Annotated in this window: 28 protein-coding genes and 1 pseudogene; 17 read left to right on the top strand and 12 right to left on the bottom strand. The window is 66.3% G+C overall.

All coding sequences use genetic code 11. The features are described 5' to 3' along the window. Nucleotides 1–90: 90 nt before the first annotated feature. A pseudogene (locus TQ98_RS22220) lies at nucleotides 91–413 on the bottom strand (DUF3565 domain-containing protein). Between TQ98_RS22220 and TQ98_RS22215 the strand changes: the two are divergent. The 5 genes from TQ98_RS22215 (at nucleotide 412) to TQ98_RS22195 (ending at nucleotide 4,557) form a co-directional block, all read left to right on the top strand. Continuing rightward, nucleotides 412–897 (top strand): peptidylprolyl isomerase, encoded by a 486-nt coding sequence (locus tag TQ98_RS22215; RefSeq protein ID WP_044873564.1) that lies wholly within the window; start codon nucleotides 412–414, stop codon nucleotides 895–897. The pseudogene TQ98_RS22220 and the gene TQ98_RS22215 overlap by 2 nt on opposite strands. A 126-nt stretch (nucleotides 898–1,023) precedes the next feature. Beyond that, nucleotides 1,024–1,506 (top strand): glutathione peroxidase, encoded by a 483-nt coding sequence (locus tag TQ98_RS22210; RefSeq protein ID WP_044873565.1) that lies wholly within the window; start codon nucleotides 1,024–1,026, stop codon nucleotides 1,504–1,506. Nucleotides 1,507–1,649: 143 nt separating this feature from the next. Continuing rightward, on the top strand, nucleotides 1,650–2,240 hold the full coding sequence (locus TQ98_RS22205; protein WP_242443217.1) for a TetR/AcrR family transcriptional regulator: 591 nt from the start codon (nucleotides 1,650–1,652) through the stop codon (nucleotides 2,238–2,240). A gap of 56 nt (nucleotides 2,241–2,296) precedes the next feature. Then, on the top strand, nucleotides 2,297–3,406 hold the full coding sequence (locus TQ98_RS22200) for an NADH:flavin oxidoreductase (protein ID WP_044873567.1): 1,110 nt from the start codon (nucleotides 2,297–2,299) through the stop codon (nucleotides 3,404–3,406). A 191-nt stretch (nucleotides 3,407–3,597) separates the two neighbouring features. Continuing rightward, nucleotides 3,598–4,557 carry a DegV family protein gene (locus tag TQ98_RS22195; protein WP_044873568.1) on the top strand — a complete coding sequence of 320 codons (960 nt, stop codon included), beginning with the start codon at nucleotides 3,598–3,600 and terminating at the stop codon, nucleotides 4,555–4,557. On the opposite strand, the gene TQ98_RS22190 is transcribed toward TQ98_RS22195, so the two are convergent. Then, entirely contained in the window at nucleotides 4,554–5,762 is a 1,209-nt protein-coding gene (locus TQ98_RS22190; RefSeq protein WP_103103168.1) for a glycosyltransferase family 1 protein, read from the bottom strand. The two genes, TQ98_RS22195 and TQ98_RS22190, sit on opposite strands and share 4 nt — an antisense overlap. A gap of 364 nt (nucleotides 5,763–6,126) precedes the next feature. Here TQ98_RS22190 and TQ98_RS22185 point away from each other — a divergent pair, with 364 nt between their 5' ends. Then, on the top strand, nucleotides 6,127–6,489 hold the full coding sequence (locus tag TQ98_RS22185) for a hypothetical protein (protein WP_044873570.1): 363 nt from the start codon (nucleotides 6,127–6,129) through the stop codon (nucleotides 6,487–6,489). A 74-nt stretch (nucleotides 6,490–6,563) separates the two neighbouring features. Here TQ98_RS22185 and cysZ read toward each other — a convergent pair whose 3' ends face one another. Continuing rightward, entirely contained in the window at nucleotides 6,564–7,310 is a 747-nt protein-coding gene (gene cysZ / locus TQ98_RS22180) for a sulfate transporter CysZ (RefSeq protein ID WP_044873571.1), read from the bottom strand. 283 nt (nucleotides 7,311–7,593) lie between these two features. Here cysZ and trxB point away from each other — a divergent pair, with 283 nt between their 5' ends. Continuing rightward, entirely contained in the window at nucleotides 7,594–8,541 is a 948-nt protein-coding gene (gene trxB / locus TQ98_RS22175; RefSeq protein WP_044873572.1) for a thioredoxin-disulfide reductase, read from the top strand. Between the two features lie 51 nt (nucleotides 8,542–8,592). Here trxB and TQ98_RS22170 read toward each other — a convergent pair whose 3' ends face one another. The 7 genes from TQ98_RS22170 to TQ98_RS22140 all read right to left on the bottom strand — a co-directional run bounded on the left by TQ98_RS22170 (nucleotide 8,593) and on the right by TQ98_RS22140 (nucleotide 12,371). Then, on the bottom strand, nucleotides 8,593–9,180 hold the full coding sequence (locus TQ98_RS22170) for a putative glycolipid-binding domain-containing protein (RefSeq protein ID WP_044873573.1): 588 nt from the start codon (nucleotides 9,178–9,180) through the stop codon (nucleotides 8,593–8,595). 146 nt (nucleotides 9,181–9,326) lie between these two features. Continuing rightward, on the bottom strand, nucleotides 9,327–9,668 hold the full coding sequence (locus TQ98_RS22165; RefSeq protein WP_044873574.1) for a HopJ type III effector protein: 342 nt from the start codon (nucleotides 9,666–9,668) through the stop codon (nucleotides 9,327–9,329). Next, a complete protein-coding gene (locus tag TQ98_RS22160; protein WP_044873575.1) occupies nucleotides 9,665–9,958 on the bottom strand; it encodes a DUF1244 domain-containing protein in 294 nt (97 codons plus the stop codon). The genes TQ98_RS22165 and TQ98_RS22160 overlap by 4 nt, the downstream gene beginning before the upstream one ends. A gap of 74 nt (nucleotides 9,959–10,032) precedes the next feature. Next, entirely contained in the window at nucleotides 10,033–10,404 is a 372-nt protein-coding gene (gene folX, locus TQ98_RS22155; RefSeq protein ID WP_044873576.1) for a dihydroneopterin triphosphate 2'-epimerase, read from the bottom strand. A gap of 3 nt (nucleotides 10,405–10,407) precedes the next feature. Beyond that, nucleotides 10,408–10,968, bottom strand: a complete 561-nt coding sequence (gene folE, locus TQ98_RS22150) for a GTP cyclohydrolase I FolE (RefSeq protein ID WP_044873577.1) — start codon at nucleotides 10,966–10,968, stop codon at nucleotides 10,408–10,410. A gap of 22 nt (nucleotides 10,969–10,990) precedes the next feature. After that, nucleotides 10,991–11,701 (bottom strand): dihydromonapterin reductase, encoded by a 711-nt coding sequence (gene folM, locus TQ98_RS22145; protein WP_044873578.1) that lies wholly within the window; start codon nucleotides 11,699–11,701, stop codon nucleotides 10,991–10,993. A 100-nt stretch (nucleotides 11,702–11,801) separates the two neighbouring features. Further along, nucleotides 11,802–12,371 (bottom strand): antibiotic biosynthesis monooxygenase, encoded by a 570-nt coding sequence (locus TQ98_RS22140; RefSeq protein WP_044873579.1) that lies wholly within the window; start codon nucleotides 12,369–12,371, stop codon nucleotides 11,802–11,804. A gap of 233 nt (nucleotides 12,372–12,604) precedes the next feature. On the opposite strand from TQ98_RS22140, the gene TQ98_RS22135 reads away from it, so the two are divergent. Then, nucleotides 12,605–13,552, top strand: a complete 948-nt coding sequence (locus TQ98_RS22135; protein WP_044873580.1) for a MerR family transcriptional regulator — start codon at nucleotides 12,605–12,607, stop codon at nucleotides 13,550–13,552. Between the two features lie 83 nt (nucleotides 13,553–13,635). Here the strand turns inward: TQ98_RS22135 and TQ98_RS22130 are convergent, their stop codons facing one another. Then, nucleotides 13,636–14,082 (bottom strand): PAS sensor domain-containing protein, encoded by a 447-nt coding sequence (locus TQ98_RS22130; RefSeq protein ID WP_044873581.1) that lies wholly within the window; start codon nucleotides 14,080–14,082, stop codon nucleotides 13,636–13,638. Between the two features lie 105 nt (nucleotides 14,083–14,187). Here TQ98_RS22130 and TQ98_RS22125 point away from each other — a divergent pair, with 105 nt between their 5' ends. Further along, a complete protein-coding gene (locus TQ98_RS22125) occupies nucleotides 14,188–14,637 on the top strand; it encodes a flavodoxin (protein WP_044873582.1) in 450 nt (149 codons plus the stop codon). Then, the gene (locus TQ98_RS22120; protein ID WP_044873583.1) at nucleotides 14,637–15,095 is read left to right on the top strand and encodes a cupin domain-containing protein; all 459 of its coding nucleotides are present in this window, start codon (nucleotides 14,637–14,639) and stop codon (nucleotides 15,093–15,095) included. The genes TQ98_RS22125 and TQ98_RS22120 overlap by 1 nt, the downstream gene beginning before the upstream one ends. Nucleotides 15,096–15,100: 5 nt before the next feature. Here the strand turns inward: TQ98_RS22120 and TQ98_RS22115 are convergent, their stop codons facing one another. Then, entirely contained in the window at nucleotides 15,101–15,991 is an 891-nt protein-coding gene (locus tag TQ98_RS22115; RefSeq protein ID WP_044873584.1) for a LysR family transcriptional regulator, read from the bottom strand. Nucleotides 15,992–16,087: 96 nt separating this feature from the next. Here TQ98_RS22115 and TQ98_RS22110 point away from each other — a divergent pair, with 96 nt between their 5' ends. The 7 genes from TQ98_RS22110 (at nucleotide 16,088) to TQ98_RS22080 (ending at nucleotide 21,232) form a co-directional block, all read left to right on the top strand. Then, nucleotides 16,088–16,474: a CidA/LrgA family protein gene (locus TQ98_RS22110; RefSeq protein ID WP_044873585.1), complete on the top strand. Its 387-nt coding sequence runs from the start codon at nucleotides 16,088–16,090 to the stop codon at nucleotides 16,472–16,474. After that, nucleotides 16,464–17,150, top strand: coding sequence for an LrgB family protein (locus tag TQ98_RS22105; protein WP_044873586.1), 687 nt, complete (start codon nucleotides 16,464–16,466; stop codon nucleotides 17,148–17,150). The genes TQ98_RS22110 and TQ98_RS22105 overlap by 11 nt, the downstream gene beginning before the upstream one ends. A 94-nt stretch (nucleotides 17,151–17,244) precedes the next feature. Next, on the top strand, nucleotides 17,245–18,027 hold the full coding sequence (locus TQ98_RS22100; RefSeq protein WP_044873587.1) for a class II aldolase/adducin family protein: 783 nt from the start codon (nucleotides 17,245–17,247) through the stop codon (nucleotides 18,025–18,027). 50 nt (nucleotides 18,028–18,077) lie between these two features. Beyond that, complete coding sequence (locus tag TQ98_RS22095; RefSeq protein WP_044874126.1) at nucleotides 18,078–18,902, top strand: alpha/beta hydrolase; 825 nt, start codon at nucleotides 18,078–18,080, stop codon at nucleotides 18,900–18,902. Between the two features lie 120 nt (nucleotides 18,903–19,022). Beyond that, nucleotides 19,023–19,274, top strand: coding sequence for a hypothetical protein (locus TQ98_RS22090; RefSeq protein ID WP_044873588.1), 252 nt, complete (start codon nucleotides 19,023–19,025; stop codon nucleotides 19,272–19,274). Nucleotides 19,275–19,380: 106 nt separating this feature from the next. Next, nucleotides 19,381–20,292, top strand: a complete 912-nt coding sequence (locus TQ98_RS22085) for an SDR family oxidoreductase (protein ID WP_044873589.1) — start codon at nucleotides 19,381–19,383, stop codon at nucleotides 20,290–20,292. A 169-nt stretch (nucleotides 20,293–20,461) separates the two neighbouring features. After that, on the top strand, nucleotides 20,462–21,232 hold the full coding sequence (locus TQ98_RS22080) for a crotonase/enoyl-CoA hydratase family protein (RefSeq protein ID WP_044873590.1): 771 nt from the start codon (nucleotides 20,462–20,464) through the stop codon (nucleotides 21,230–21,232). The last annotated feature ends 167 nt before the right edge of the window (nucleotides 21,233–21,399 follow it).

Below are 21,399 nucleotides of genomic sequence, written 5' to 3'. Positions count from 1 at the left end.
GGGCTCCTTGGCAAAGGCGGTTCAGGCGGGCAGGGCCGGAGGATCGAAGGCTGAATTCTCGCCGATCTTGGCGGGGAAGTTCAGCCCGATTCAGTCGGCGACGTCTTGCGCGCCGGCATCAGTTTCATCGGGGGGCTCGGGCGCCAGGCCCTGGGCACACCAGCCGCAGGGGAAGAGGCGACCCAACTGGGCAGCGCGCTGGGCGGGGTCGAGTACCCAGGCCCGCGATTGCCACGGCGGCTGGTGCCGCAGATGCTGAGTATGGCCGCAGGAAAGCACCGCCACCCAGTGACCGTCGTCATCCTGCCTAAAGCCGACCAATCGCGGCCGCCCGTCAGTGTTTTGGTCGCAATCGACTGCCTGCGCGGTTAAAATCGCTCGTTCATCATTCATTCCAGAAGGTCTCGCACCATGCTGATCGCCGCCAACAAGGCCGTGTCCATCGACTATACCCTTACCAACGACGCCGGTGAGGTGATCGACAGTTCCGCCGGCGGTGCTCCGCTGGTCTACCTGCACGGCGCCGGCAACATCATCATCGGCCTGGAGCGCGCCCTCGAAGGCAAGCAGGCCGGCGACGAGCTGAGCGTTGCCATCGAGCCGGAAGACGCCTACGGCGAGTACAGCGCCGAGCTGGTCGCCACCCTGGACCGCGCCATGTTCGAAGGCGTGGATCAGCTGGAAGTCGGCATGCAGTTCCACGCTTCCGGCCCGGACGGCAGCATGCAGATCGTCACCATCCGCGACATCGACGGCGACGACGTGACCGTTGACGGCAACCACCCGCTGGCTGGCCAGCGCCTGAACTTCAAGGTCAAGGTCGTCACCGTGCGTGACGCCAGCGACGAAGAGATCGCCCACGGCCACATTCACGGTGAAGGCGGTCACCACCACTGACCGGCCGTCCGCGACTGCCGACCCGGCAAACCGCGGCCCGGCTGCTAAGCTGAAAAAACGGAAAAGGCGCCCCGGGGCGCCTTTTTTGTCTGCTGTGAAATCCCTGAGATTTTCGAGGAGTCAGTCATGAGTGTGTTTCACGACCTAAAACTGCGTGCGCTCAACGGTCAGGATCTGCCGTTGGCGCCCTACAAGGGCCAGGTGGTTCTGGTGGTGAATGTCGCCTCCAAGTGCGGCCTGACCCCGCAGTACGCCGGGCTGGAAAAGCTCTACCAGCAATACCGCGACAAGGGCTTCACCGTACTGGGCCTGCCGTGCAACCAGTTCGCCGCCCAGGAACCGGGCAGCGAGGAGGAGATCCGCGAGTTCTGCAGCCTCAACTATGGCGTGACCTTCCCCCTGGGCAGCAAGATCGAGGTCAACGGCTCGGCGCGCCATCCGCTGTACCGCCTGCTGGCGGGCGAGGGTGCCGAGTTCCCCGGCGACATCACCTGGAACTTCGAGAAGTTCCTCGTTGGCAAGGACGGCCGCGTGCTGGCGCGCTTCTCGCCGCGCACCGCGCCTGAAGATCCCACGCTGATCCAGGCTGTCGAAAAGGCCCTGGCCTGATCCACCTCCACTCATGACGACCGGGGCGGACGGATTCGCCCCGCGCTCACTTCCCTTCCTCCATCCTTCCGGCCTTTGGCCATCCAATCACGCTGATCAATAGTGCTGGGCAGGGCGAGACGACCGGTCATATGCTCGCCGCCATGAACAGCATCCGACTCGACAAGCGCGACCTCATCCTCGCCAAGGGCTCCCAGGTGATGACTCGCCGTGGCTACCACGGAACCGGCGTGCAGGAGATCGTCCAGGCCGCGGGCATTCCCAAGGGCTCCTTCTATCACTACTTCGCCAGCAAGGAAGACTTCGCCTTGCAGGCCCTGGAGTACCTGTACCAGCCGCGCCTGGAGCGTTATGCACAGGCTCTGGCCAACCGGGCGCTGAGCCCCTGCCAGCGCATACTCGCGTACTACCGCGACCTGCTGGCGCACTTTGCCAGCCGCGAAAAGCCCGAGCACCACTGTTTCATCGGCAGCCTCGGCTACGAGATGGCCGAGCTTTCGCCCGCCATTGGCGAGCAGGTGGACAGCATCCTCCAGGGCTCGGTGGATATTCTCCAGGGCTGCCTGGAAGAAGCCGTGGCCGTTGGTGAACTGCCGGCCGATGAAGACTGCGCCAACCTTGCCGCCTTTATCGCCAACGCCTGGCAGGGCGTGCTGACCCGCCTGAAGGTGGGCGGCGGGACGGCACCCATGACTGCATTCGTAGACCGTCTGGAGCTGCTGCTCCGGGCGTGATTTTCAATGCCTTGAAACCGAGACTACCGGTCATATCGCCGGCCACAGGAGAACCCATGTCCGCTCCCGTACAAGCCCTGTTCGAACCCTTCCGCCTCGGCGCCCTGGAGCTGCCCACCCGTGTGGTGATGGCGCCCATGACCCGCTCCTTCTCTCCGGGCGGCGTGCCCAACGCCAAGGTGGTGGAGTACTACCGTCGCCGCGCCGCCGCCGGCGTGGGCCTGATCATCACCGAGGGCACCACCATCGGTCACAAGGCTGCCAACGGTTATCCCCATGTGCCGCGCTTCTTCGGCGAAGATGCTCTGGCCGGCTGGAAAGACGTGGTGGACGCCGTGCATGCCGAAGGTGGCCGCATCGTCCCGCAACTCTGGCACGTGGGTAACGTGCGCCGCCTGGGCACCGAGCCGGATGCCAGCGTTCCCGGCTACGGCCCGACGGAGAAGGTGAAGGACGGCCAGGTGGTGGTCCACGGCATGACCCGCGAGGACATCCAGGAAGTGGTCGCCGCCTACGCCCAGGCCGCCCGCGACGCCAAGGCCATCGGCATGGACGGCGTGGAAATCCACGGCGCCCACGGTTACCTGATCGACCAGTTCTTCTGGGAAGGCACCAACCAGCGCACCGACGAATACGGCGGCAGCCTGGCCAACCGCTCGCGCTTCGCCATCGAAGTGATCCAGGCCATCCGCGCCGCCGTCGGCCCGGACTTCCCGATCATCTTCCGCTACTCCCAGTGGAAGCAGCAGGACTACACCGCGCGCCTGGTGACCACCGCCGAAGCCCTGGGTGACTTCCTCAAACCGCTGTCCGAGGCCGGTGTGGATATCTTCCACTGCTCCACCCGCCGCTTCTGGGAGCCGGAGTTCGAAGGCTCCGACCTCAACCTCGCCGGCTGGACCCGCCAGCTCACCGGCAAGCCCACCATCACCGTCGGCAGTGTCGGCCTGGATGGCGAGTTCCTGCAGTTCATGGTCAAGACCGACAAGGTCGCCCAGCCGGCCAATATCGAAGGCCTGCTGGAACGCCTGAACAAGGAAGAGTTCGACCTGGTAGCCGTGGGTCGCGCCCTGCTGGTGGACCCGGACTGGGCCGTGAAAGTGCGTGAAGGCCGGATGGACGACATCCTGCCGTTCAGCCGGGATGCGCTGGGCAGCCTGGTGTAAGAGGCCCGAAGGAAGCCCCGCTGATGCGGGGCTTTTTTTGCGGCAAGATCGGTTCCCAGCCAGTCCTACCTGCCCTCACCGCTTAGACTTTCCCCCTCAAACCCTCAATCAGTTGGGCTGACACCATCCACTCCTCCCGGCACTGTGCGCGCATCACAACAAGCGCCGGTCACCGGCCGAAGGAGTACCCCATGCGCATTGGCCTGGTCGTGGACGCCACCTGTGACCTGCCCCAGGACTTCCTCCAGAAGCACCGCATTCCGGTGCTGCCCATCCGCATCCACCTGGCCGGGCAGTCGCTGATGGACCGTCGTGTGCCCCAGGCCACTCAGGCCTTCTACCGTGACCTGTTGCCCAAGGTCGGTAGCGAGGACCGCAGCGAGCCCCTGCAGGTGGCGGAGATGCAGGAGTGGTTCCTGGAAACCTTGGTGACCCGCTTCGACCAGGTCCTCTGCTTGACCCTTTCGGCCCAGCGCAGCCTGATCTTCGAGCATGCCACCCAGGCGTCCTTCGGCCTGCTCCAGCGTTACCGCGAGCGGCGCGCGGCGGCAGGCGTGGCGGGGCATTTCGCGATGCGGGTGCTGGATGGCGGCAACATCTTCGCCGGCACCGCCGTGCTGGCGGCCGAGGCGATCCGGCTGATCGGCGACGGCGCCCATCCCAACAGTCTGCGGGCGAGGCTGGAGCAACTGTCCGGGCAGGTGTGTACCTTCCTGGTTCCCGATGACCTCGGCCACCTTCGCCGGCGCGGTTTCCGCAAGGGCGAGCGGGGCGGACTGATCGATCATCTGCGCGGCGCGGCCCTCGGGCTGGGTTCGCTGTTGGACGTGAAACCGGTCATCAGCGTGCAGCAGGGCGAAGACAAGCCCGTGTCCCTGGCACCCAGCTTCGACAAGGCGGCGGAAAAGCTGCTGGCCCATGCCCGGGCGCGGGTGCTGGCGGGTGATCTGCTGGCGCCGCAGCTGTGCATGAGTTTCGCGGGCGAACTGTCGCAGGTGCGGGACCTGCCGGGCTTTGCCGAGCTGGAGGCGGCTTGCGGGGAACGGGGCGTGACCCTGCATCTGGCCATGCTCAGCCCCACCGGCGCGATCAACCTGGGGCCGGGCGCCTTGAGCCTGGCCTTTGCCGCGCCGCCTGTAGGCTTCTCCTAGGCGTGAGGTGGCAGTCCACCCGCGGGCGCTTCCAGCTCCGGCCGGCGGGCATGCACCAGGTACTGCTCGAACTGCTGGACGATGGCTTCCCAGCCCTGGCGACCGGCGTGCATACGCGCATTCAGGCGCACGCGACGCAGGACTTCCGGGTCCTCAAGCAGCCAGGTGGCGGCTTCGGTGAAGCTGGACGGCTCATCGGGCAGGGCCAGGGCGCCGTTGTGGCCGTGGCGAATGTGCTGGGCTGCTGCGGCCTGATCGAAGGCCACCACGGCAAGCCCGGAAGCCAGGGCTTCGAGCACCACGTTGCCGAAGGTTTCTGACAGGCTGGGGAAGAGGAACAGGTCTCCCGAGGCGTAGTGCCGCGCCAGATCATCGCCCCGCTGCACGCCGCAGAAGATGGCGTCCGGCAGGGCACGCTGGAGCGGTGCGCGCTGAGGGCCGTCGCCTACCACCACCAGCTTCAGGCGCAGCTGTGGATAACGCTGCTGAAGGTGCTGGAAGGTTTCGCCCAGGAGGCCGAGGTTTTTCTCCACGGCCAGGCGGCCGACATGGATCACCGCGATGTCCGCCTCCCCCAGGCCCCACTGCGCGCGCAGTTCCGGGCAGCGGCGGGCCGGGTTGAACAATTGGCCGTCGACGCCCCGTGACAGCAACTGCAGACGCTCGAAGCCGCGCCGGGTGAGGTCCTGCAACTGGCTGATGCTGGGAACCAGGGTCAGCCGCGTGGCGTTGTGGAACCAGCGCAGGTAGTTGGTCAGCACCCGGGTCAGCAGGCCGGCGCCGTAATGCCCGGTGTACTGCTGGAAGTTGGTGTGGAAGCCGCTCACCACCGGAATACCCAGGCGCCGTGCGGCGCGCAGGGCGGACAGACCCAGCGGGCCTTCAGTCGCGATGTAGAGCACGTCCGGCTTGCGCTGGCGCCAGCGGCGCAACAGCTTGTGCAGGCAGGACTGGCCCCACTGCAGGCCGGGGTAGCCGGGCAGCGGCCAGCCGCGGATCAGCAAGAGGTCGTCGTCGCTGCGGCGGCCGTTGTCGCAGGACTGGCGCGGGCGCACCAGTTGAAGACGGTGCCCGGCGGCGCGCAGGCCGTCGCACAGGCGGCCAAGGGTATTGGCCACGCCATTGACTTCGGGCAGGAAGGTTTCGCTGATCAGCGAGATGTACAGGGGCGCTATGGTCATGGCGTCAGTGTCGGTACTGGCGATGTAGCCCGTATGACAGCTGGATGACCGCTGAATGACGTAGCCTCCGGGGCGCGGTCCACAGGGCGGTAGGACCCGTCCAGGGGGGGACGCCTGTCGCCCGCTGCCGGGTGCTTCGCGGGACCCTCCTAGACTTGATAGGGCACGTCCCTCATGCCGGCGGGGCCGCGCAATCCTTTGCCTCCAGGCATAGGCCAGCGGATGGCCCGGCAGTGACCACGTCCCTCCTGACGTGATGGGCAATGCATCTGCGCCGGACCCTCACCGGCAGCGGATCGATCCAGCCGACGGACTGTTCCCGTCCGGGGCTGGGTGCCCGCCTCTACAACCAGGTAGAGGCTCACTCTGAATCTCCCGGAGGTTCGAGATGAACAAACTGCTCCTCATAAGCGGATTCGCGGCATGCCTGCCGCTGACGGCATTCGCCGACGCCAGGATGGCGGCTGAACTGAACGGACTCGATATCGACCTGGCGCTGAGTGCGCCGTTGATCCATACCGTCGATTCTTCTGCCATCAGCCGGGGCGCCAGCCAGGTCCTCAGGCTCACCAACCACGGTGCGCAGGTTGCCCAGTGTCGGGTCGAACCGGGCGTGGCCGACGCCATGCGCCCGGCGGGCAAGCGAGTGCTGCTCGAGCCGGGCACCAGCGCACTGGTTATCGTCGACAGCCGGCCAATCGGCCGGAGCACGAGTGCCAGGCTTTCCTGCACCCCCGAACGGAGCTCATAGCCCCATCCCCGGCAGGGTGCCCCACGGGTTACACGGGGTGCCCTGCCGCGACTTGCGGTGATCGAGCCGCTGCCTTACTTCACCAGCGCCTTGTCGCCACCCTCGCGCACCCAGAACAGGGTCGCGCCAGCCACGGCGGCGGGCATCATCAGGATGTTCACGAAGGGAATCATCAGCGCCAGGTAGGTGATGCCGCCAAAACCCAGGCTCTGCCAGCGCTTCTCCCGCAGCCAGGCGAGCATCTCGTTCCAGCCCAGCTTGTGGTTGTCCGCCGGGTAGTCGATGTACTGCACCGCCATCATCCAGATACCGAAGATGATCCACAGGGGCGTGGCCAGCAGGTTGATGCCGGGGATGAAGGAGAGGATCAGCAGCGCACCGGCGCGTGGCACGAAGTAGGCCAGCTTGCGCAGCTCGCGGCCGAGGGTGCGCGGGATCATCGCCATCAGTTCGGCCCAGCTGAAGGCCGGGAAGTCGTCCTGGCCGCGTAACACCACTTCGACCTTTTCCGCGAGGAAACCATTGAAGGGCGCGGCGATGATGTTGGCCAGCATGGTGAAACTGAAGAACACCAGCACCAGCACCAGCAGCACGAACAGCGGCCAGAGCAGGTATTGGAGGAAGCTCAGCCAGTCGGGGAGGCTGGGCATGAAGGCATCCACCCAACCGCTGAATTCCTGCGTCGCGAAGCCGATCAGGGCGGTGAACAGCAGCAGGTTGACGGTCAGCGGCAGCAGGACGAACGCGCGCAGGGCGGGGCTCAGGACCAGCTTGAGTCCTTCGCCGAGGTATTGCGGCCCGGAAAGAGCGGGTGTGGGCATGTTGGGTCCCCCAAGGTTGCAAACGCGCCGACCTTACCGGCTTTGACGGCATCGAGGATAGTTCGGAAACGGGCAGGAACAATTTCGCCGCGGGCCAATAGGCGCTTCCTATGGGTGGGATTGAGAGGGGGTATTTCCGCTATCGAGGGGCGGTCGGTAACCTTGCGACCATTGCTGGCCAACTGGAAACGGCCAGACCCCGTTCAATGGAGCCACTGCATCCCAAGCCTTCCCCAAGTGCAGCAGTGGCTCCTTTTTATTGCCCACAGGGCAGGAGTCAGTCATGTCCGTAGCACGTCATTCGCGGGTCATCATCCTCGGTTCCGGCCCTGCCGGTTACTCCGCGGCTGTCTACGCTGCCCGCGCCAACCTCAAGCCGCTGCTGATCACCGGCATGCAGGCAGGCGGCCAGCTGACCACCACCACTGAAGTCGACAACTGGCCGGGCGACCCCCATGGCCTCACCGGCCCGGCCCTGATGCAGCGCATGCAGGAGCACGCCGAGCGCTTCGAGACCGAAATCGTCTTCGACCACATCAATGCCGTGGACCTGGCGGGCAAGCCGTTCACCCTGGTGGGTGACAGCGGCACCTACACCTGCGACGCACTGATCATCGCCACCGGCGCCAGCGCCCGTTACCTGGGCCTGCCTTCGGAAGAGGCGTTCATGGGCAAGGGCGTGTCCGCCTGCGCCACGTGCGACGGTTTCTTCTACCGCAACCGCGAAGTGGCGGTGGTGGGTGGCGGCAATACCGCCGTGGAAGAGGCGCTGTACCTGGCCAACATCGCCAGCAAAGTGACCCTGGTGCATCGCCGCGAGACCTTCCGCGCCGAGAAGATCCTCCAGGACAAGCTGATGGCGCGGGTTGCCGAAGGCAAGATCGTGCTCAAGCTGAACGCCGCAGTGGATGAAGTGCTGGGCGACGACATGGGCGTCACCGGCGTGCGCCTGAAGCGCAATGACGGCGGCAGCGACGAGCTGAAGGTGGACGGCCTGTTCGTCGCCATCGGCCACACCCCGAACACCTCGCTGTTCGAGGGCCAGCTGTCCCTCAAGGATGGCTACCTGGTGGTCAACGGCGGTCGCGACGGCAACGCCACCGCTACCAACATCCCCGGCGTGTTCGCCGCCGGTGACGTGGCCGACCATGTCTATCGCCAGGCCATCACCTCGGCCGGCGCCGGTTGCATGGCGGCCCTGGACGTCGAGCGTTACCTCGACGCGCAGTAAGAACGCCTGATGATGAAAAGCCCCGCGAATGCGGGGCTTTTTCTTTTGCGCTCAGACCCAGGTATTCAGCGACAGGGTGCGCGCGCTCATGAGCTGGTACAGGCCCTGGGCCTCCAGCAGCACCGACTGGCGGTCCACCATGAGTTCCATTGGCCTGCGACCCTCCGTTTCGCAACGATAGAGGGTCTGCTGGGCCTGCTGGCGCAGGCAGTGGTAGCGCAGCTGGCGCGCTTCCACCCGCAGGCTTGGCAGGTCGATATAGGCAACCTGGAGTTGCTCGCTCTGGCCGGTTTCCAGGGCGCAGCGCTGCAGAGCAGGTGTGTGGGTGAAGGGGGTGCCGGAGAGCATCACCAGCTGGCACGAGTCCAGATCGCGGCGGTGCTGGCCGTTCAGCAGCCAGCGGCCACGGATATCGCGGTCAAGGCGCAGGCTGCTTTGACCGTGGTTTTCCACCTTCAGCCAGAGATGGCGGAAGCGCCAGCGCGGATCGCTGTCCAGCACGTAGGTGGCGGCGATGCTCTGGCCGCTGCGGTTCTGGATCAGGTGGCTGCTGGCATGGATGCCCTGTTCATCCATGGACAGCCGAAGGCTTTCCACGCCGGGCGTGGTCAGTGGCTTCCATACGAGAGTCTGCTGCATCCGTGCGCTCCGGGATGGGAGAAGTCGTCCGACACTACGGATGAGAATCCTACGCACTGGGGTGGAAAGTTGATGTCAGCCATTGCTGACAGAAAGCCGAAGCCAAAGCGTAAGAAGACCGCCCCGGACGGGGCGGCGGGGCGGGATCAGGCCTTGCGGCTGAGGGGCTGGCGCTCGAAGCGCACACCCGCGAGGCCGGTGGCCATCAGGGCGCGGATATTGCCGTGGTCAGTGCCGTCCGGGGTGGCCAGCACCGAGCGGTAGTGCTCGCCGAAGGCCAGCAGGGTTTCTTCCAGGCTGAAGCCTTCCAGCAGGGCCAGGCCGAGGGTCTTGCAGGAACCTTCGTTCTGCCCGGCGGCGTTCTCCACAGAGCCGTTGATGAAGGCACTCTGCTGGTAGTCGTAGCCGTCGGCGATGAAGGCCAGGGTTTCGGCAAACAGGTACTGGTCGCTGTGCAGGCGGGCGCGGAAGTCGTTCAGGTTGCTCATTCTTTGTTCGCTTTGTTGAAGGCCGCTTGTTGCTCGGCGCTGGCTTCTTTCTGGTACTTGGCTTTCCAGTCGGCGTAGGGCATGCCGTAGATCTCTTCGCGGGCCTGATCCGGGGTTACGTCCAGGCCCAGGTCGTCGGCGGCGGCCTTGTACCACTTCGACAGGCAGTTGCGGCAGAAGCCGGCGAGGTTCATCAGGTCGATGTTCTGCACGTCGGGGCGACTGCGCAGGTGTTGCACCAGACTGCGAAAGGCTGCGGCCTCGAGTTCAAGGCGTTCTTGCTCGGTCATGGCAGGATTCTCCAGGGGCTTGCGGGAGGAATTGGCGGGGATGATAGGAGCCCTCCGTGGCCCCGACAATCTGTTCAGCGATGACTGGCCAGCGTGATCGACACCGACTCGGCGAAGCGCAGCGCGTGAGGCTTGTCCACTTCCACCTCGGCGTAACGCACGCTGGGATTGGCCATCACCAGGTCGAGGATTTCCTGGGTCAGGCGCTCCAGCAGGGCGAAGCGGTTTTCTTCGACGTGGCGGATGATGGCCTTGGTGATGGTGCGGTAGTTCAGCGCGTGCTCGATGTCGTTGTCGCGCACCGCCTCATCTGCCGGGTAGAGGATGGTGAGGTTGATCAGCACATCCTGCTTGTTGAGGATTTCCTCTTCCTTGATTCCGATGTAGGTGCGCAGGCGCAGGTCCTTGACGCGGATTCGCGCCATTCCGGGCTCCAGTCTCGGCATTCTCTAGTTGCTCCGTCCGATCAATTTCAGAAATTCGTGGCGGGTGTTCTGGGACTCCCGGAAGGACCCCAGCATCACTGAGGTGCTCATCACCGAGTTCTGCTTCTCCACACCGCGCATCATCATGCACATGTGCTGGGCCTCGATCACCACCGCCACCCCAGCGGCGTCGGTCACTTTCTCCACCGCTTCGGCGATCTCGCGGGTGAGGTTCTCCTGGATCTGCAGCCGCCGCGCGAACATGTCGACGATGCGCGCGATCTTCGACAGCCCCAGCACCTTGCCCGTGGGAATGTACGCTACATGGGCCTTGCCGATGAAGGGCAGCAGGTGGTGCTCGCAGAGGGAATAGAGCTCGATGTCCTTCACCGTGATCATTTCGTCATTGTCCGAGAAGAACAGGGCGCCGTTTACGATTTCCTCCAGGTTCTGCTGATAGCCGTGGCAGAGGTAGCGCATCGCCTTGGCGGCCCGCATGGGGGTGTCGCGCAGCCCTTCGCGGTCCGGGTCCTCCCCCAGGCCCAGGAGGATCTCCCGGTAATGCCGGTTCAGCTCTTCGCTCATGATGGCAGTCCTCGCGGCCGCGTCATTTGAGGTGGCGGCCGCCGTTCAGGGTGAGCGTCGTTCCGGTGACGTAGGGATTGTCCAGGAGATAGCGAATGCTTTGGTAGACCACCTGCGGGCCGGGTTCGATCCCCAGCGCGGACTTGGCCAGGGTCTTCTGGCGATACGCGTCATCGTCGCCCTGGTTGAACATCACCAGCGCCGGGGCGATGCCGTTGACCTTGATGTGCGGGGCGAAGCGCGTGGCGAAGGACAGGGTCAGGTTGTCCAGCCCGGCCTTGCTGGCGCAGTAGGCGATGCGCTTCTCGCTGCCCCGGCGCGCCACGTCGTCGCTGAGGTGGATGATGTCCGCCGGCGTACTGCGACGCAGCAGTTCCTCGCAATGCAGGTTGATCAGGTAGGGCGCCAGCATGTGCACGCTGAACATGCGCTGGAAGGCGTCCGCTTCCTGGCCGGGACTTTCCGTCAGCCAGTCCGAGGCGTTGTGGACGATGGCGCGCAGGCTGTCGGTGCAGCCCTTGAGTTCAGCGATGAAGGCGAGGATGCCGGCTTCGCTGGAAAAGTCCCCCTGCAGTGCCAGGGCGCCGCGCTCGCGCAGGTGCTGCACGCTGTCGCGTTCGGTGCGGTAGCTGACGATCACCGGCTGGCCATCGTCCAGCAGGCGTTCGGCGCAGTAGAGGCCGACGCGCTGGCTGGCGCCGGTGATCAGGATAGGGGCAGCGGGTCGGCTCATTGACGCGTCGAAGTCCGAGGTTCGGAAGGCGGGGGCCAGCCTGTGGTGCAGGCCGAATCTGCACCACGTTATACCAGGGGTGGGGGATGTACAAATGGCCTCAGCGCGGCTGCACCGCTGCTCCGTGGCGTGCCATGGCCGTGCGGCCGCCCTGCAGCCAGGGTGCCAGCAGGCGGGTGGAGAGGGGGATGAACCAGTAGGTCATCAGCGGCGTCAGCACCAGGGTGCTGAGGAGAATCCGGGGCGCCAACGGCAGGTCGCCCAGCCAGCCTCCGAACATCAGGTTGAAGGCCAGGGAGACCGGGAAGAACGCCAGCCAGATGGCCACGCTCTGCTTCCAGCGTGGCGGTCGCTGCTCGGCCTTGCCGAACCAGGCGTCCAGGCCCAGGGCACGGTGTTCGTGGGGTTGCTCGAACAGCCCGGTGCCACGTTCGAGCCAGGCGCGGCGCGAGGCGGAATGTTCCCAGGCGGCCAGGGTCGGCTCGTCCGCGAAGCGGAAGATCATCTGGAATTCATCATCATTCGGCGGCGGTGCCAGCACGCCCGAGCCGAGGTAGCCGGGGAAGTCGGCGGCCAGTTGCTCGCCTTCGCGGAGCCAGGCCATGAAGTCGTGGTAGCGCTCGCGCGGGACGCGGCGGGCCACCATCAGGGTGACGGGATCGGCAGACATCGTGTATCTCCTTGCAACCGGGCACCCGCCCGGGTAGGGCAGGCGCTTATCACGCAGCGCCGGGGTGATGGGCTGCGGTGAAAGACAGGCAAGGATTATTCCGTTTTTTCGTCAAGACGCCAGCGCGAACGATGACCGGCGGGTCGTGTCGCACCGGCTGTGGCCTGGCGTCGATTGGAATCCACGGAACAGGGTTTAAACTGCCTGAATCCTTCCCTGACGATGTCCTCACCATGACCGAATCCGGTGCATCCCGCGCCTCGGGCGCCCTGAAACAGGAAGAGCTCTTCCCCATCCGGGAGGTCTCTCGCCTGACCGGCGTCAACCCGGTCACCCTGCGCGCCTGGGAGCGGCGCTACGGCCTGATCCAGCCGACCCGCACCGAAAGCGGCCACCGTCTCTATTCGCTGGCCGACGTCGAGGCAGTGCGCAGCATCCTCGCCTGGATCGAGCGTGGCGTCTCGGTGAGCAAGGTGGGCAAGCTGCTGGCCCGCAGCAATGCCGCGCGATCGCCGGTGGCGTCGGTCTACCAGGCTTCGTCGACGGCGGAGTGGAGCGAATGGCGCACCCAGGTGCGCAGTGCCGTTTCCACCCTGGATGAGGTGGCGCTGGAGCGGGTCTACGGCCAGGTGTTCTCGACCTACCCGCTGCACGTGGTGTTCGCCGATGTGCTGATGCCGGTCTGGCGGGAACTGCTGCTGCGCCAGGACGAGTTCGGCCGTGGCAGTGAATGGGTGTTCTTCGACAGCTTCCTTCGCGCTCGCGCCCTGCAACGCCTGCAATTGGCACGCTGCGGCCAGCAGGAACGGGTGCTGCTGGCGCCCCTGCCGGGGCACGGGCGAGAGCTGGAACTGCTGGTGGCCGGCCTGTTGCTGGGCAGCAGCGAAGTGGCGGTCAGCGTGCTCGGCCTGGGCCAGCCCCTTGCGGAGCTGGCGATGGTCTGCGGCAAGGTCCAGCCCCAGGCCCTGGTGCTCTTCTCCAACCATCCGCCGGCCGACGACCTTGGTCTCCAGCTCGGTCGCCTCGCCCTGGGGCTGGATTGCCCCGTGGCCCTGGCCGGCGAGACGGCCGACCTGATGGGCGACGAGCTGGACGGCAGCCCCGTCGCCTGCCTGGGCAGTGAAGGGCGGCTGATGCAGCGGCGCCTGCGGCAGTTTCTCGCCGGACACCTGGATACCTGAACACGTTGTAGGAGCGAGCTCTGCTCGCGAATAGCTCCGCGACTGGGTTTCGCGAGCAGAGCTCGCTCCTACGGCCTGGCCCCTTAGCTTCTAAGCGCCGCCAGCTCGGCCTTCAGCGCGGCCACTTCCGCTTCCAGTTCGCGCACCCGCTGGCGGGCTTCCACCTGTTCGGTGACGTCCTTCTGGATGCCGATGAAGTACGTCAGCTGGTCGGACTCGTTGAACACCGGGGTGATGGACAGCTCGTTCCAGAAGGCGCTGCCGTCCTTGCGGTAGTTGCGCAGTATCTGCCGGCAGGGCTTGCGACTGCGGATCGCCTGGCGAATCGTGGCCAGGCCCAGCTGGTTGCGGTCCTGGCCCTGGAGGAAGCGGCAGTCCTGGTAGAGGATCTCGTCGCGGGGATAGCCGGTGAGTCGCTCGAAGGCGGCATTGGCGTAGATCAGGATGTTGTCCTCGCCTTCCTGCTCGGCCACCACTATGCCGTCGTTGGACGCGTCTATCACCAGTTGCAGCAGCTTGGCGTTGATCATGTTCGGAGCCTGTTGGAAACCTTCGCCAAGCAGTCTACGGCATCCTTCCGCCCCCGCCAGTTGCGGCATAATGCTCGGCATTTCGCCCCAGATTCGGAGTTCCCAATGAAAGTCGCCATCCTGTCCGGCTCGGTGTACGGCACCGCCGAAGAAGTCGCTCGTCATGCGGAGAAGCTGCTGAAGGCCGCCGGCCTCGATGCGCACTACCTGCAGCGCGTGACCCTGGATGAACTGATCGCCTTCGATCCCGAGGCGCTGCTGACCGTTACCGCCACCACCGGCATGGGCGAGCTGCCCGATAACCTGATGCCGCTGTACGCCGAGCTGCGCGACCGCCTGCCCAACTGGCGTGGCCGCCCCGGCGCCGTGCTGGCGTTGGGTGACTCCAGCTATGACGTGTTCTGCGGCGGCGGCGAACTGATCCGCGAGCTCTACGCCGAGCTGGGCTTGCGGGAAGTGGTGGAGATGAACCGCCTGGATGCCAGCGAGACCGTCACCCCGGAATTGGATGCCGAGCCCTGGCTGGCCAGCTTCATCGCGGCGCTGAAAGCCTGATGCACCCGCGCGCCGAGCAGTTGATCCGCGAACTGCGCCTGGAGCCGCACCCCGAAGGCGGCTTCTACCGGCGCGTGTTCGAGTCGGCCAGCCGGTTGCCGGGTGGCCGCGCCGCGTCGTCGGCGATCCTGTTCCTGCTGCCTGAAGGCGTCGTGAGCCGGTGGCACCGGGTAGACGCGGACGAGCTCTGGCATTTCTACGAAGGCGATCCGCTGGAGCTGCTGATCGCCGAGTCTCCCCGGGACGTCCGCCGCGAAATCCTCGGTCCGGTGGCCGAACACAGCCTGCCCCAGCGCGCCGTGCCCGCCCACGCCTGGCAAGCCGCCCGCGCGCTGGGGGCCTATACCCTGGTGGGCTGCACCGTGGCGCCGGGCTTCGAGTTCGCCGGCTTCCGCCTGCTGGCGGATGAACCGCAGGCGCAGAAGGATTGGCCGTTGCTGGATTCTGCACTGCTGTAAGGAGGCTACACGTTCTGTAGCGGCGAATACTCCCGCAGCAACTCCAACCACGCCTGCGCCGCCCGCGACAGGTAGGCCCCTCTGCGCCAGACGAAGGCGATATCCCAGCGCAGGTCCGGCTCCCGCAGGGGCACCAGCCGCAGGCCGGGCCGCTGGAGGGGGCGGGCGACGATGCGTGGCAGCAGCACCAGCCCCTGGCCGGCGGCCACCAGGGCGGCAAGGAAATCCGCCTGGCCGCTGCGGCCGACTTCGCGCGGCGTGAATCCGGCCTGGCGGCAGGCCAGCAGCAGGCGATCGTTGAGCGTGAAGCTCTGCTGATAAAGCAGGAAGGGCGAGTCGGCCAGTTGCGCGAGCGCGAGGCTTTTTTCACCGGCCAGGGGATGGTCCGCCGGTAGGACGACGTCCAGCGGCTCATTGCAGAAGGGCTGGTAGTCCAGCGCCGGATCGCTGGGGGTGAGACTGCCGCCCAGCTCCAGCTCGCCCTGGAGCAGCGCCTCTTCCATCAATTTGCTGCCGCCTTCGGAAAGGCGCACCACGATGTTCGGGTAGCGCCGGCGGTACTCGGCGAACAGTTCGGCGAACAGCACCTCGCCACCCAGCAGGGGCAGCCCGAGGCGCAGTTCGCCACGGCGCAGGTGGCTCAGGTCATCCAGCTCGCTCTGCAGGTCCTGGCGCTGGCGCAACATCTCCTCGGCGTGGCGCAGCACCACCGTGCCGGCGTCGGTCAGGCGCAGCTGGGGGCCGCTGCGTTCCAGCAGCTGCACGCCGATGCGCTGCTCCAGCTGGGCCACCTGCTTGCTGATGGTGGATTGGGTGGCGTGGAGGGTCTTGGCGGCCTGGGTGAAGCCGCCCTGGCGGACCACCTCGACGAAGCTGCGTAGCTGGCGGAATTCCATGGCTATTCCAATTTCGAATGGCTGCAAGTCGAACAATTCGCTTTTGGGATGATAGGCGCGGACCTAAGCTGGCCACCAGTACCGAGGGTCACCGCCATGAACCGTTCCCAATTGCTCCGCCTCAGCCGTCTCGCCGCCGAACTTGCCGTCCTCCTGGGGCTCTACGCCCTGGGCTGCAAACTGGCAGCGGTGCTGGGCTGGCCGATTCCCGGCGGGGTGATCGGGCTGGGCCTGCTGCTGGTGGCGTTCGCCAGCGGCTGGGTAAAGCCGGCGGCGCTGCAACTGGGGGCCGGCCTGCTGATGGCGGAAATGCTGCTGTTCTTCATCCCGGCCCTGATGAGCCTGCTGGACTACGGCGCGCTGCTGCGCCAGGACGGCTGGCGCATCCTGCTGGTGATCGGCGCCAGCACCCTGCTGGTGATGTTGGCCACCGCCCTGACCGTCGAGTTCGTCTGCCGCTGGAGCGTGCGCCATGAACATTGAGCCCATGTCCTGGTTCTGGCTGGCCCTGACCCTGGCCGGCTATCTGGCGAGCCGCTGGATGTACCGGCGCACCGGGCGCTACCTCCTGTCGCCGCTGATCTTCGTTCCGGCCCTGCTGCTCGCCGTGGCTGTCCCCCTGCACACCGCTTACGCCGAGTACGCCGGCGCCACCCACTGGCTGATGCTGCTGCTCGGCCCGGCCACCGTGGCGTTCGCCGTGCCCATCTGGCAGCAGCGGGCGTTGCTCGCGAAGCACTGGCCGGCGTTGCTGCTGGGCATGCTGGCCGGCAGTGGAGTGGCCATCGCCAGCTCCTGGGGCCTGGCCAACGCGCTGGCGCTGGAGTCGCAGGTGAGCCTGTCGCTGGTGCCGCGTTCCATCACCACGCCCTTCGCCATGCCGGTGGCCCAGGATCTGGGCGGTGTGCCTGAACTGGCGGCGGTCTTCGTCATGCTCACCGGGGTGTTCGGTGCCCTGGCCGGCAGCCTGCTGATCCGCTGGCTGCCCCTCAAGAGCGCCCTGGCCCGTGGTGCGCTGTTCGGCGTCGGCGCCCACGGTGCGGGCGTCAGCCGGGCCCAGGAAGTGGGGCGTGAAGAGGGCACCGTTGCCGGTCTGGTGATGGTGCTGATGGGCCTGCTGAACCTCTTCGCCGCGCCTCTGGTGGCCAGCCTGATCTGACTCGCAAGGCCACTAAGCTGGCTGCCAAGGCGACTATCGCCGAGGCAGCCCGTGGCTAGACTCCTCGCACGGATAACGACAACGAGGTTTCGCCATGACCGCCGCTCAAGCCCTCCCGTCCCTCAACCTCAAGGACAAGGTGTCCGCCGCCGAGTGGCAGACCCGCGTCGACCTCGCTGCGTGCTATCGCCTGATCGCCCTGTACGGCTGGGATGACCTGATCTTCACCCACATCTCCGCCAAGATCCCTGGCACCGAAGACTTCCTGATCAACCCCTATGGGCTGATGTTCCATGAGATCACCGCCTCCAGCCTGGTGAAGATCGACCTGGCTGGGAACAAGCTCATGGACACCCCTTACGACATCAACCCGGCCGGCTACACCATCCACAGCGCCGTGCACGAGGTGCGCCCGGACGTCGGTTGCGTGCTGCATATCCACACCCCCGCCGGGATTGCGGTATCGGCGCAGAAGAACGGCCTGCTGCCGCTGTCCCAGCAGTCGTTGTTCGTGCTCGCCAGCCTCGCCTACCACGGCTACGAGGGCGTCGCCCTGCACCATGAGGAGAAGGCCCGCCTGCAGGCCGACCTTGGCCAGGCCAACTTCATGCTCCTGCCCAACCACGGCTTGCTCACCGCCTTCGGCAGCATCGCCGACGCCTTCCTCGGCATGTTCACCTTCCAGCGTGCCTGCGAGATTCAGGTGATGGCCCAGGCGGGTGGCGGCGAACTTATCCACATCCCGCAGCAGATCCTCGACGGCGCCAGGGCGATGATCGCCGGCGTGATGAAGACCTCCCAGGGCATGGGCGGGTCGCTGCCCTGGCCGGCACTGTTGCGCAAGCTCGACCTGCAGATGCCCGGGTTCGCCGAGTGACAGCGCTGGCCGGCATTCCCCTGGGCGACTGGCGCGCCCGGGCACGGGACATGGACTTCCACGGCCAGCACATCCGCTACTGGACGGCGGGGGAGGGCGAGCCGCTGCTGCTGATCCACGGCTTCCCCACCGCGTCCTGGGATTGGCACTACCTCTGGGCACCGCTGGCCCGGCGCTTCCGGGTCATCGCCTGCGACCTGCTGGGCTTCGGCTATTCCGACAAACCGCGTGGCCATGACTACCGGCTGCTGGAGCAGGCGGACATCAACCAGGCCCTGCTCGCCCACCTGGGCATCCCGGGGCCGGTACATGTGCTGGCCCATGACTACGGCGACAGCGTCGCCCAGGAACTGCTGGCGCGGCACCACGAAGGGCGTTTCGCGATGGCCAGCTGCGTGTTCCTCAATGGCGGCCTGTTCCCGGAAACCCACCGGCCGGTGCTGGTGCAGAAGCTGCTGCTGAGCCCGCTGGGCGGACTGGTGGGGCGGCGGTTCTCGCGGCGCAAGCTGGCGGCCAGCTTCGCCCAGGTGTTCGGTCCCCATACCCAGCTGCGCGCGGCGGAGCTGGATGACTTCTGGCGGCTGATCGCCGAACAGGATGGCCCCGCCGTAATGCACCGGCTCATCCACTACATCCCCGAGCGGCGCCAGCAGCGCGACCGCTGGGTGGCGGCCATGCAGAAGGGCGGGGTGCCACTGCGGGTGATCGATGGCGCCGTGGACCCGATCTCCGGGGCGCACATGGTGGCGCGCTACCGCGAGCTGATCCCGCATGCCGACACGGTGCTGCTCGACGGCATCGGCCACTACCCGCAGACCGAAGCCCCCGAGCAAGTGCTGGAGCATTACCTGGCCTTTCGCGACCGACACGGATAACGGAATTTTCCCCCGCCGAATCAGCATTCGCCGCCTCCAGTCGCTGGCGGCGCGGAACTAGCATTTCGGGCCTCACCCACTGGCCGGTCACAGGTTGACCGGCAGCATCGAGGTCTGATCATGCTGTTCCGTCTCCTGGTGTTCCTCTATCCCGTCATCCGCACCCTGGGGCCTGCCGTCGCCGCCCTGCTGTTCATCATCGGCCTCAGCCTGATCGGCTACGCCCTGATGCGCGATCCGAGCTTGTTGAACTGGCTGGCTGCCATCGTCTGCCTGCTGCTGGCGGCGTTCTTCGCGCTGCTCTACGACAGTTACCAGTGGTGGCTGTTCAAGCTGCGGCCGCGTGGCTGCCTGTTCATCCCGTTCAAGTAGCGTTGCCCTTATCGGGCACCATTCATGTCGGCTCCTTTCGTTGTGGGCGCAGTGCCGGCTGCCGGAGACTCGGCCCATTCACTGGCCTGCCAAGGAGCCCACCCCCATGAGCGATGCAATCCGCTTCGAAGACAAAGTCGTAATCGTCACCGGTGCCGGTGGTGGCCTTGGCCGCGCCCACGCGCTGCTGTTTGCCCGCCATGGCGCGAAGGTGGTGGTCAACGACCTGGGCGGCAGCACCCATGGTGAAGGCGCCAACGCCTCGGCCGCCGACCGGGTGGTGGCGGAGATTCGCGAGGCCGGCGGCACCGCCGTGGCCAGCCATGATTCGGTGACCGACGGCGAGAAGATCGTGCAGGCTGCCCTCGACCACTTCGGCCGTGTCGACGTGGTGGTGAACAACGCCGGCATCCTGCGCGACAAGACCTTCCACAAGATGGAAGACGCCGACTGGGAGCTGGTCTACAAGGTCCACGTCGAAGGCGCCTACAAGGTCACCCGCGCCGCCTGGCCGCACATGCGCGAGCAGAACTACGGCCGGGTGATCTTCACCTCGTCCACCTCGGGCATCTACGGCAATTTCGGCCAGTCCAACTACGGCATGGCCAAGCTCGGCCTCTACGGCCTGACCCGCAACCTGGCCATCGAAGGCCGCAAGAACAACATCCTGGTCAACGCCATCGCCCCCACGGGCGGCACCCGCATGACCGAAGGTCTGATCCCGCCGCAGGTGTTCGAGCAGCTCAAGCCTGAGCTGGTCAGCCCGCTGGTGGTGTACCTCGGCAGCCAGCGGTGCCAGGAAACCTCCGGCCTGTTCGAGGTCGGTGGCGGCTGGATCGGCAAGGTGCGCTGGGAGCGCAGCCTGGGGGTTGGCTTCGATCCCAAGGTCGGCTTCGACGCCGAAGACGTGGCCGCGAACTGGCAGCGCATCTGCGACTTCGGCAATGCCGTCCACCCGGCGGACAACGTCGAGGCCCTGCGCGAGATGATGGCCCACCTGCAGAAGTACGCCCTCTGATCGCGCCTTTCCGCGGGGCAGTTCCGCCAGCGGGCTGAACAATCCTTTGGGGAAGCACTATGTTGAAGGCCGGCCTTGTTGCCGGCCTTTTTCATTGGCGATTTGGCGTCATTGGGGCGAAATCGCCCCTACAAGAACGTTTGTCATCCACGGTCAACAGGAGCCCCCCATGAACATCCGAGTCGAGAAGAGCGGCCCCGTCACCACCCTGATCATCGACCGTCCCGAGGTGCGCAACGCCGTGGACCGGCCCACCGCCGATGCGCTGGCGGCGGCATTGCGGGCGTTCGAGGTGGACGAGGAGGCGCGGGTGGCGGTGCTCACCGGGGCCGGCGGCACCTTCTGCGCGGGGGCCGACCTGGGGGCGGTGGCCGAAGACGGTGCGCGACGTAATCGCCTGGACCCCGAAGGCGATGGCCCCATGGGACCGAGCCGGATGCAGCTGGCAAAACCGCTGATCGCCGCCATCGAAGGCCACGCCGTAGCCGGCGGTCTGGAGCTGGCGCTGCTGGCAGATATGCGGGTAATGGCCGAAGACGCGATCTTCGGCGTGTTCTGCCGGCGCTTCGGCGTGCCGCTGATCGACGGCGGCACCGTGCGCCTGCCGCGCATCATCGGCCAGGGTCGGGCGCTGGACCTGATCCTCACCGGACGTCCGGTGAAGGCCCAGGAGGCCCTGGCGATGGGGCTTGCCAACCGGGTGGTGCCCAAGGGTGAAGCCCGCGCCGCCGCCGAGGAACTGGCCCACGCCATCGCCGCCTTCCCCCAGCGTTGCATGCTGGCCGACCGCGCCAGTGCCTATGCCCAGTGGGAGCTGCCGTTCGAGGCGGCACTGGCCAATGAGTTCAAGGGCGGGATGAAGGTTATCCACAGCGGCGAGACCCTGGCGGGCGCCAGGTCTTTCAAGGCGGGGCAGGGGCGGCACGGCAGCTTCGAGTAGGTTGGGTAGAGGAACGAAACCCAACGTGCCCATGCTCCGCATCGCGCGGTCTGATCCTGCCCTCACCCCCGGCCCCTCTCCCAGAGGTAGAGGGGTGACTCGCGTCGGCGGGGACGAACAGTCCTGACACCCATGCGTCAATGCGCCGGGCATCGGACGATAATCCC

The sequence above is a fragment of the Pseudomonas sp. LFM046 genome, assembly GCF_000949385.2.
Classification (GTDB): domain Bacteria; phylum Pseudomonadota; class Gammaproteobacteria; order Pseudomonadales; family Pseudomonadaceae; genus Metapseudomonas.
This window is presented reverse-complemented; position numbering and strand designations above follow the sequence as displayed.

Coding starts and splice junctions, on each gene's coding strand:
- TQ98_RS22110 (WP_044873585.1), top strand. CDS start 16,088: ATGAACCGTTCCCAATTGCTCCGCCTCAGCCGTCTCGCCGCCGAACTT.
- TQ98_RS22140 (WP_044873579.1), bottom strand. CDS start 12,371: ATGTCTGCCGATCCCGTCACCCTGATGGTGGCCCGCCGCGTCCCGCGC.
- TQ98_RS22090 (WP_044873588.1), top strand. CDS start 19,023: ATGCTGTTCCGTCTCCTGGTGTTCCTCTATCCCGTCATCCGCACCCTG.
- TQ98_RS22170 (WP_044873573.1), bottom strand. CDS start 9,180: ATGCAGCAGACTCTCGTATGGAAGCCACTGACCACGCCCGGCGTGGAA.
- TQ98_RS22200 (WP_044873567.1), top strand. CDS start 2,297: ATGTCCGCTCCCGTACAAGCCCTGTTCGAACCCTTCCGCCTCGGCGCC.
- TQ98_RS22185 (WP_044873570.1), top strand. CDS start 6,127: ATGAACAAACTGCTCCTCATAAGCGGATTCGCGGCATGCCTGCCGCTG.
- trxB (WP_044873572.1), top strand. CDS start 7,594: ATGTCCGTAGCACGTCATTCGCGGGTCATCATCCTCGGTTCCGGCCCT.
- cysZ (WP_044873571.1), bottom strand. CDS start 7,310: ATGCCCACACCCGCTCTTTCCGGGCCGCAATACCTCGGCGAAGGACTC.
- TQ98_RS22195 (WP_044873568.1), top strand. CDS start 3,598: ATGCGCATTGGCCTGGTCGTGGACGCCACCTGTGACCTGCCCCAGGAC.
- TQ98_RS22095 (WP_044874126.1), top strand. CDS start 18,078: ATGGACTTCCACGGCCAGCACATCCGCTACTGGACGGCGGGGGAGGGC.
- TQ98_RS22120 (WP_044873583.1), top strand. CDS start 14,637: ATGCACCCGCGCGCCGAGCAGTTGATCCGCGAACTGCGCCTGGAGCCG.
- folM (WP_044873578.1), bottom strand. CDS start 11,701: ATGAGCCGACCCGCTGCCCCTATCCTGATCACCGGCGCCAGCCAGCGC.
- TQ98_RS22135 (WP_044873580.1), top strand. CDS start 12,605: ATGACCGAATCCGGTGCATCCCGCGCCTCGGGCGCCCTGAAACAGGAA.
- TQ98_RS22210 (WP_044873565.1), top strand. CDS start 1,024: ATGAGTGTGTTTCACGACCTAAAACTGCGTGCGCTCAACGGTCAGGAT.
- TQ98_RS22100 (WP_044873587.1), top strand. CDS start 17,245: ATGACCGCCGCTCAAGCCCTCCCGTCCCTCAACCTCAAGGACAAGGTG.
- TQ98_RS22205 (WP_242443217.1), top strand. CDS start 1,650: ATGAACAGCATCCGACTCGACAAGCGCGACCTCATCCTCGCCAAGGGC.
- TQ98_RS22080 (WP_044873590.1), top strand. CDS start 20,462: ATGAACATCCGAGTCGAGAAGAGCGGCCCCGTCACCACCCTGATCATC.
- TQ98_RS22085 (WP_044873589.1), top strand. CDS start 19,381: ATGAGCGATGCAATCCGCTTCGAAGACAAAGTCGTAATCGTCACCGGT.
- TQ98_RS22125 (WP_044873582.1), top strand. CDS start 14,188: ATGAAAGTCGCCATCCTGTCCGGCTCGGTGTACGGCACCGCCGAAGAA.
- TQ98_RS22105 (WP_044873586.1), top strand. CDS start 16,464: ATGAACATTGAGCCCATGTCCTGGTTCTGGCTGGCCCTGACCCTGGCC.
- TQ98_RS22160 (WP_044873575.1), bottom strand. CDS start 9,958: ATGACCGAGCAAGAACGCCTTGAACTCGAGGCCGCAGCCTTTCGCAGT.
- folX (WP_044873576.1), bottom strand. CDS start 10,404: ATGCCGAGACTGGAGCCCGGAATGGCGCGAATCCGCGTCAAGGACCTG.
- TQ98_RS22115 (WP_044873584.1), bottom strand. CDS start 15,991: ATGGAATTCCGCCAGCTACGCAGCTTCGTCGAGGTGGTCCGCCAGGGC.
- TQ98_RS22130 (WP_044873581.1), bottom strand. CDS start 14,082: ATGATCAACGCCAAGCTGCTGCAACTGGTGATAGACGCGTCCAACGAC.
- folE (WP_044873577.1), bottom strand. CDS start 10,968: ATGAGCGAAGAGCTGAACCGGCATTACCGGGAGATCCTCCTGGGCCTG.
- TQ98_RS22215 (WP_044873564.1), top strand. CDS start 412: ATGCTGATCGCCGCCAACAAGGCCGTGTCCATCGACTATACCCTTACC.
- TQ98_RS22165 (WP_044873574.1), bottom strand. CDS start 9,668: ATGAGCAACCTGAACGACTTCCGCGCCCGCCTGCACAGCGACCAGTAC.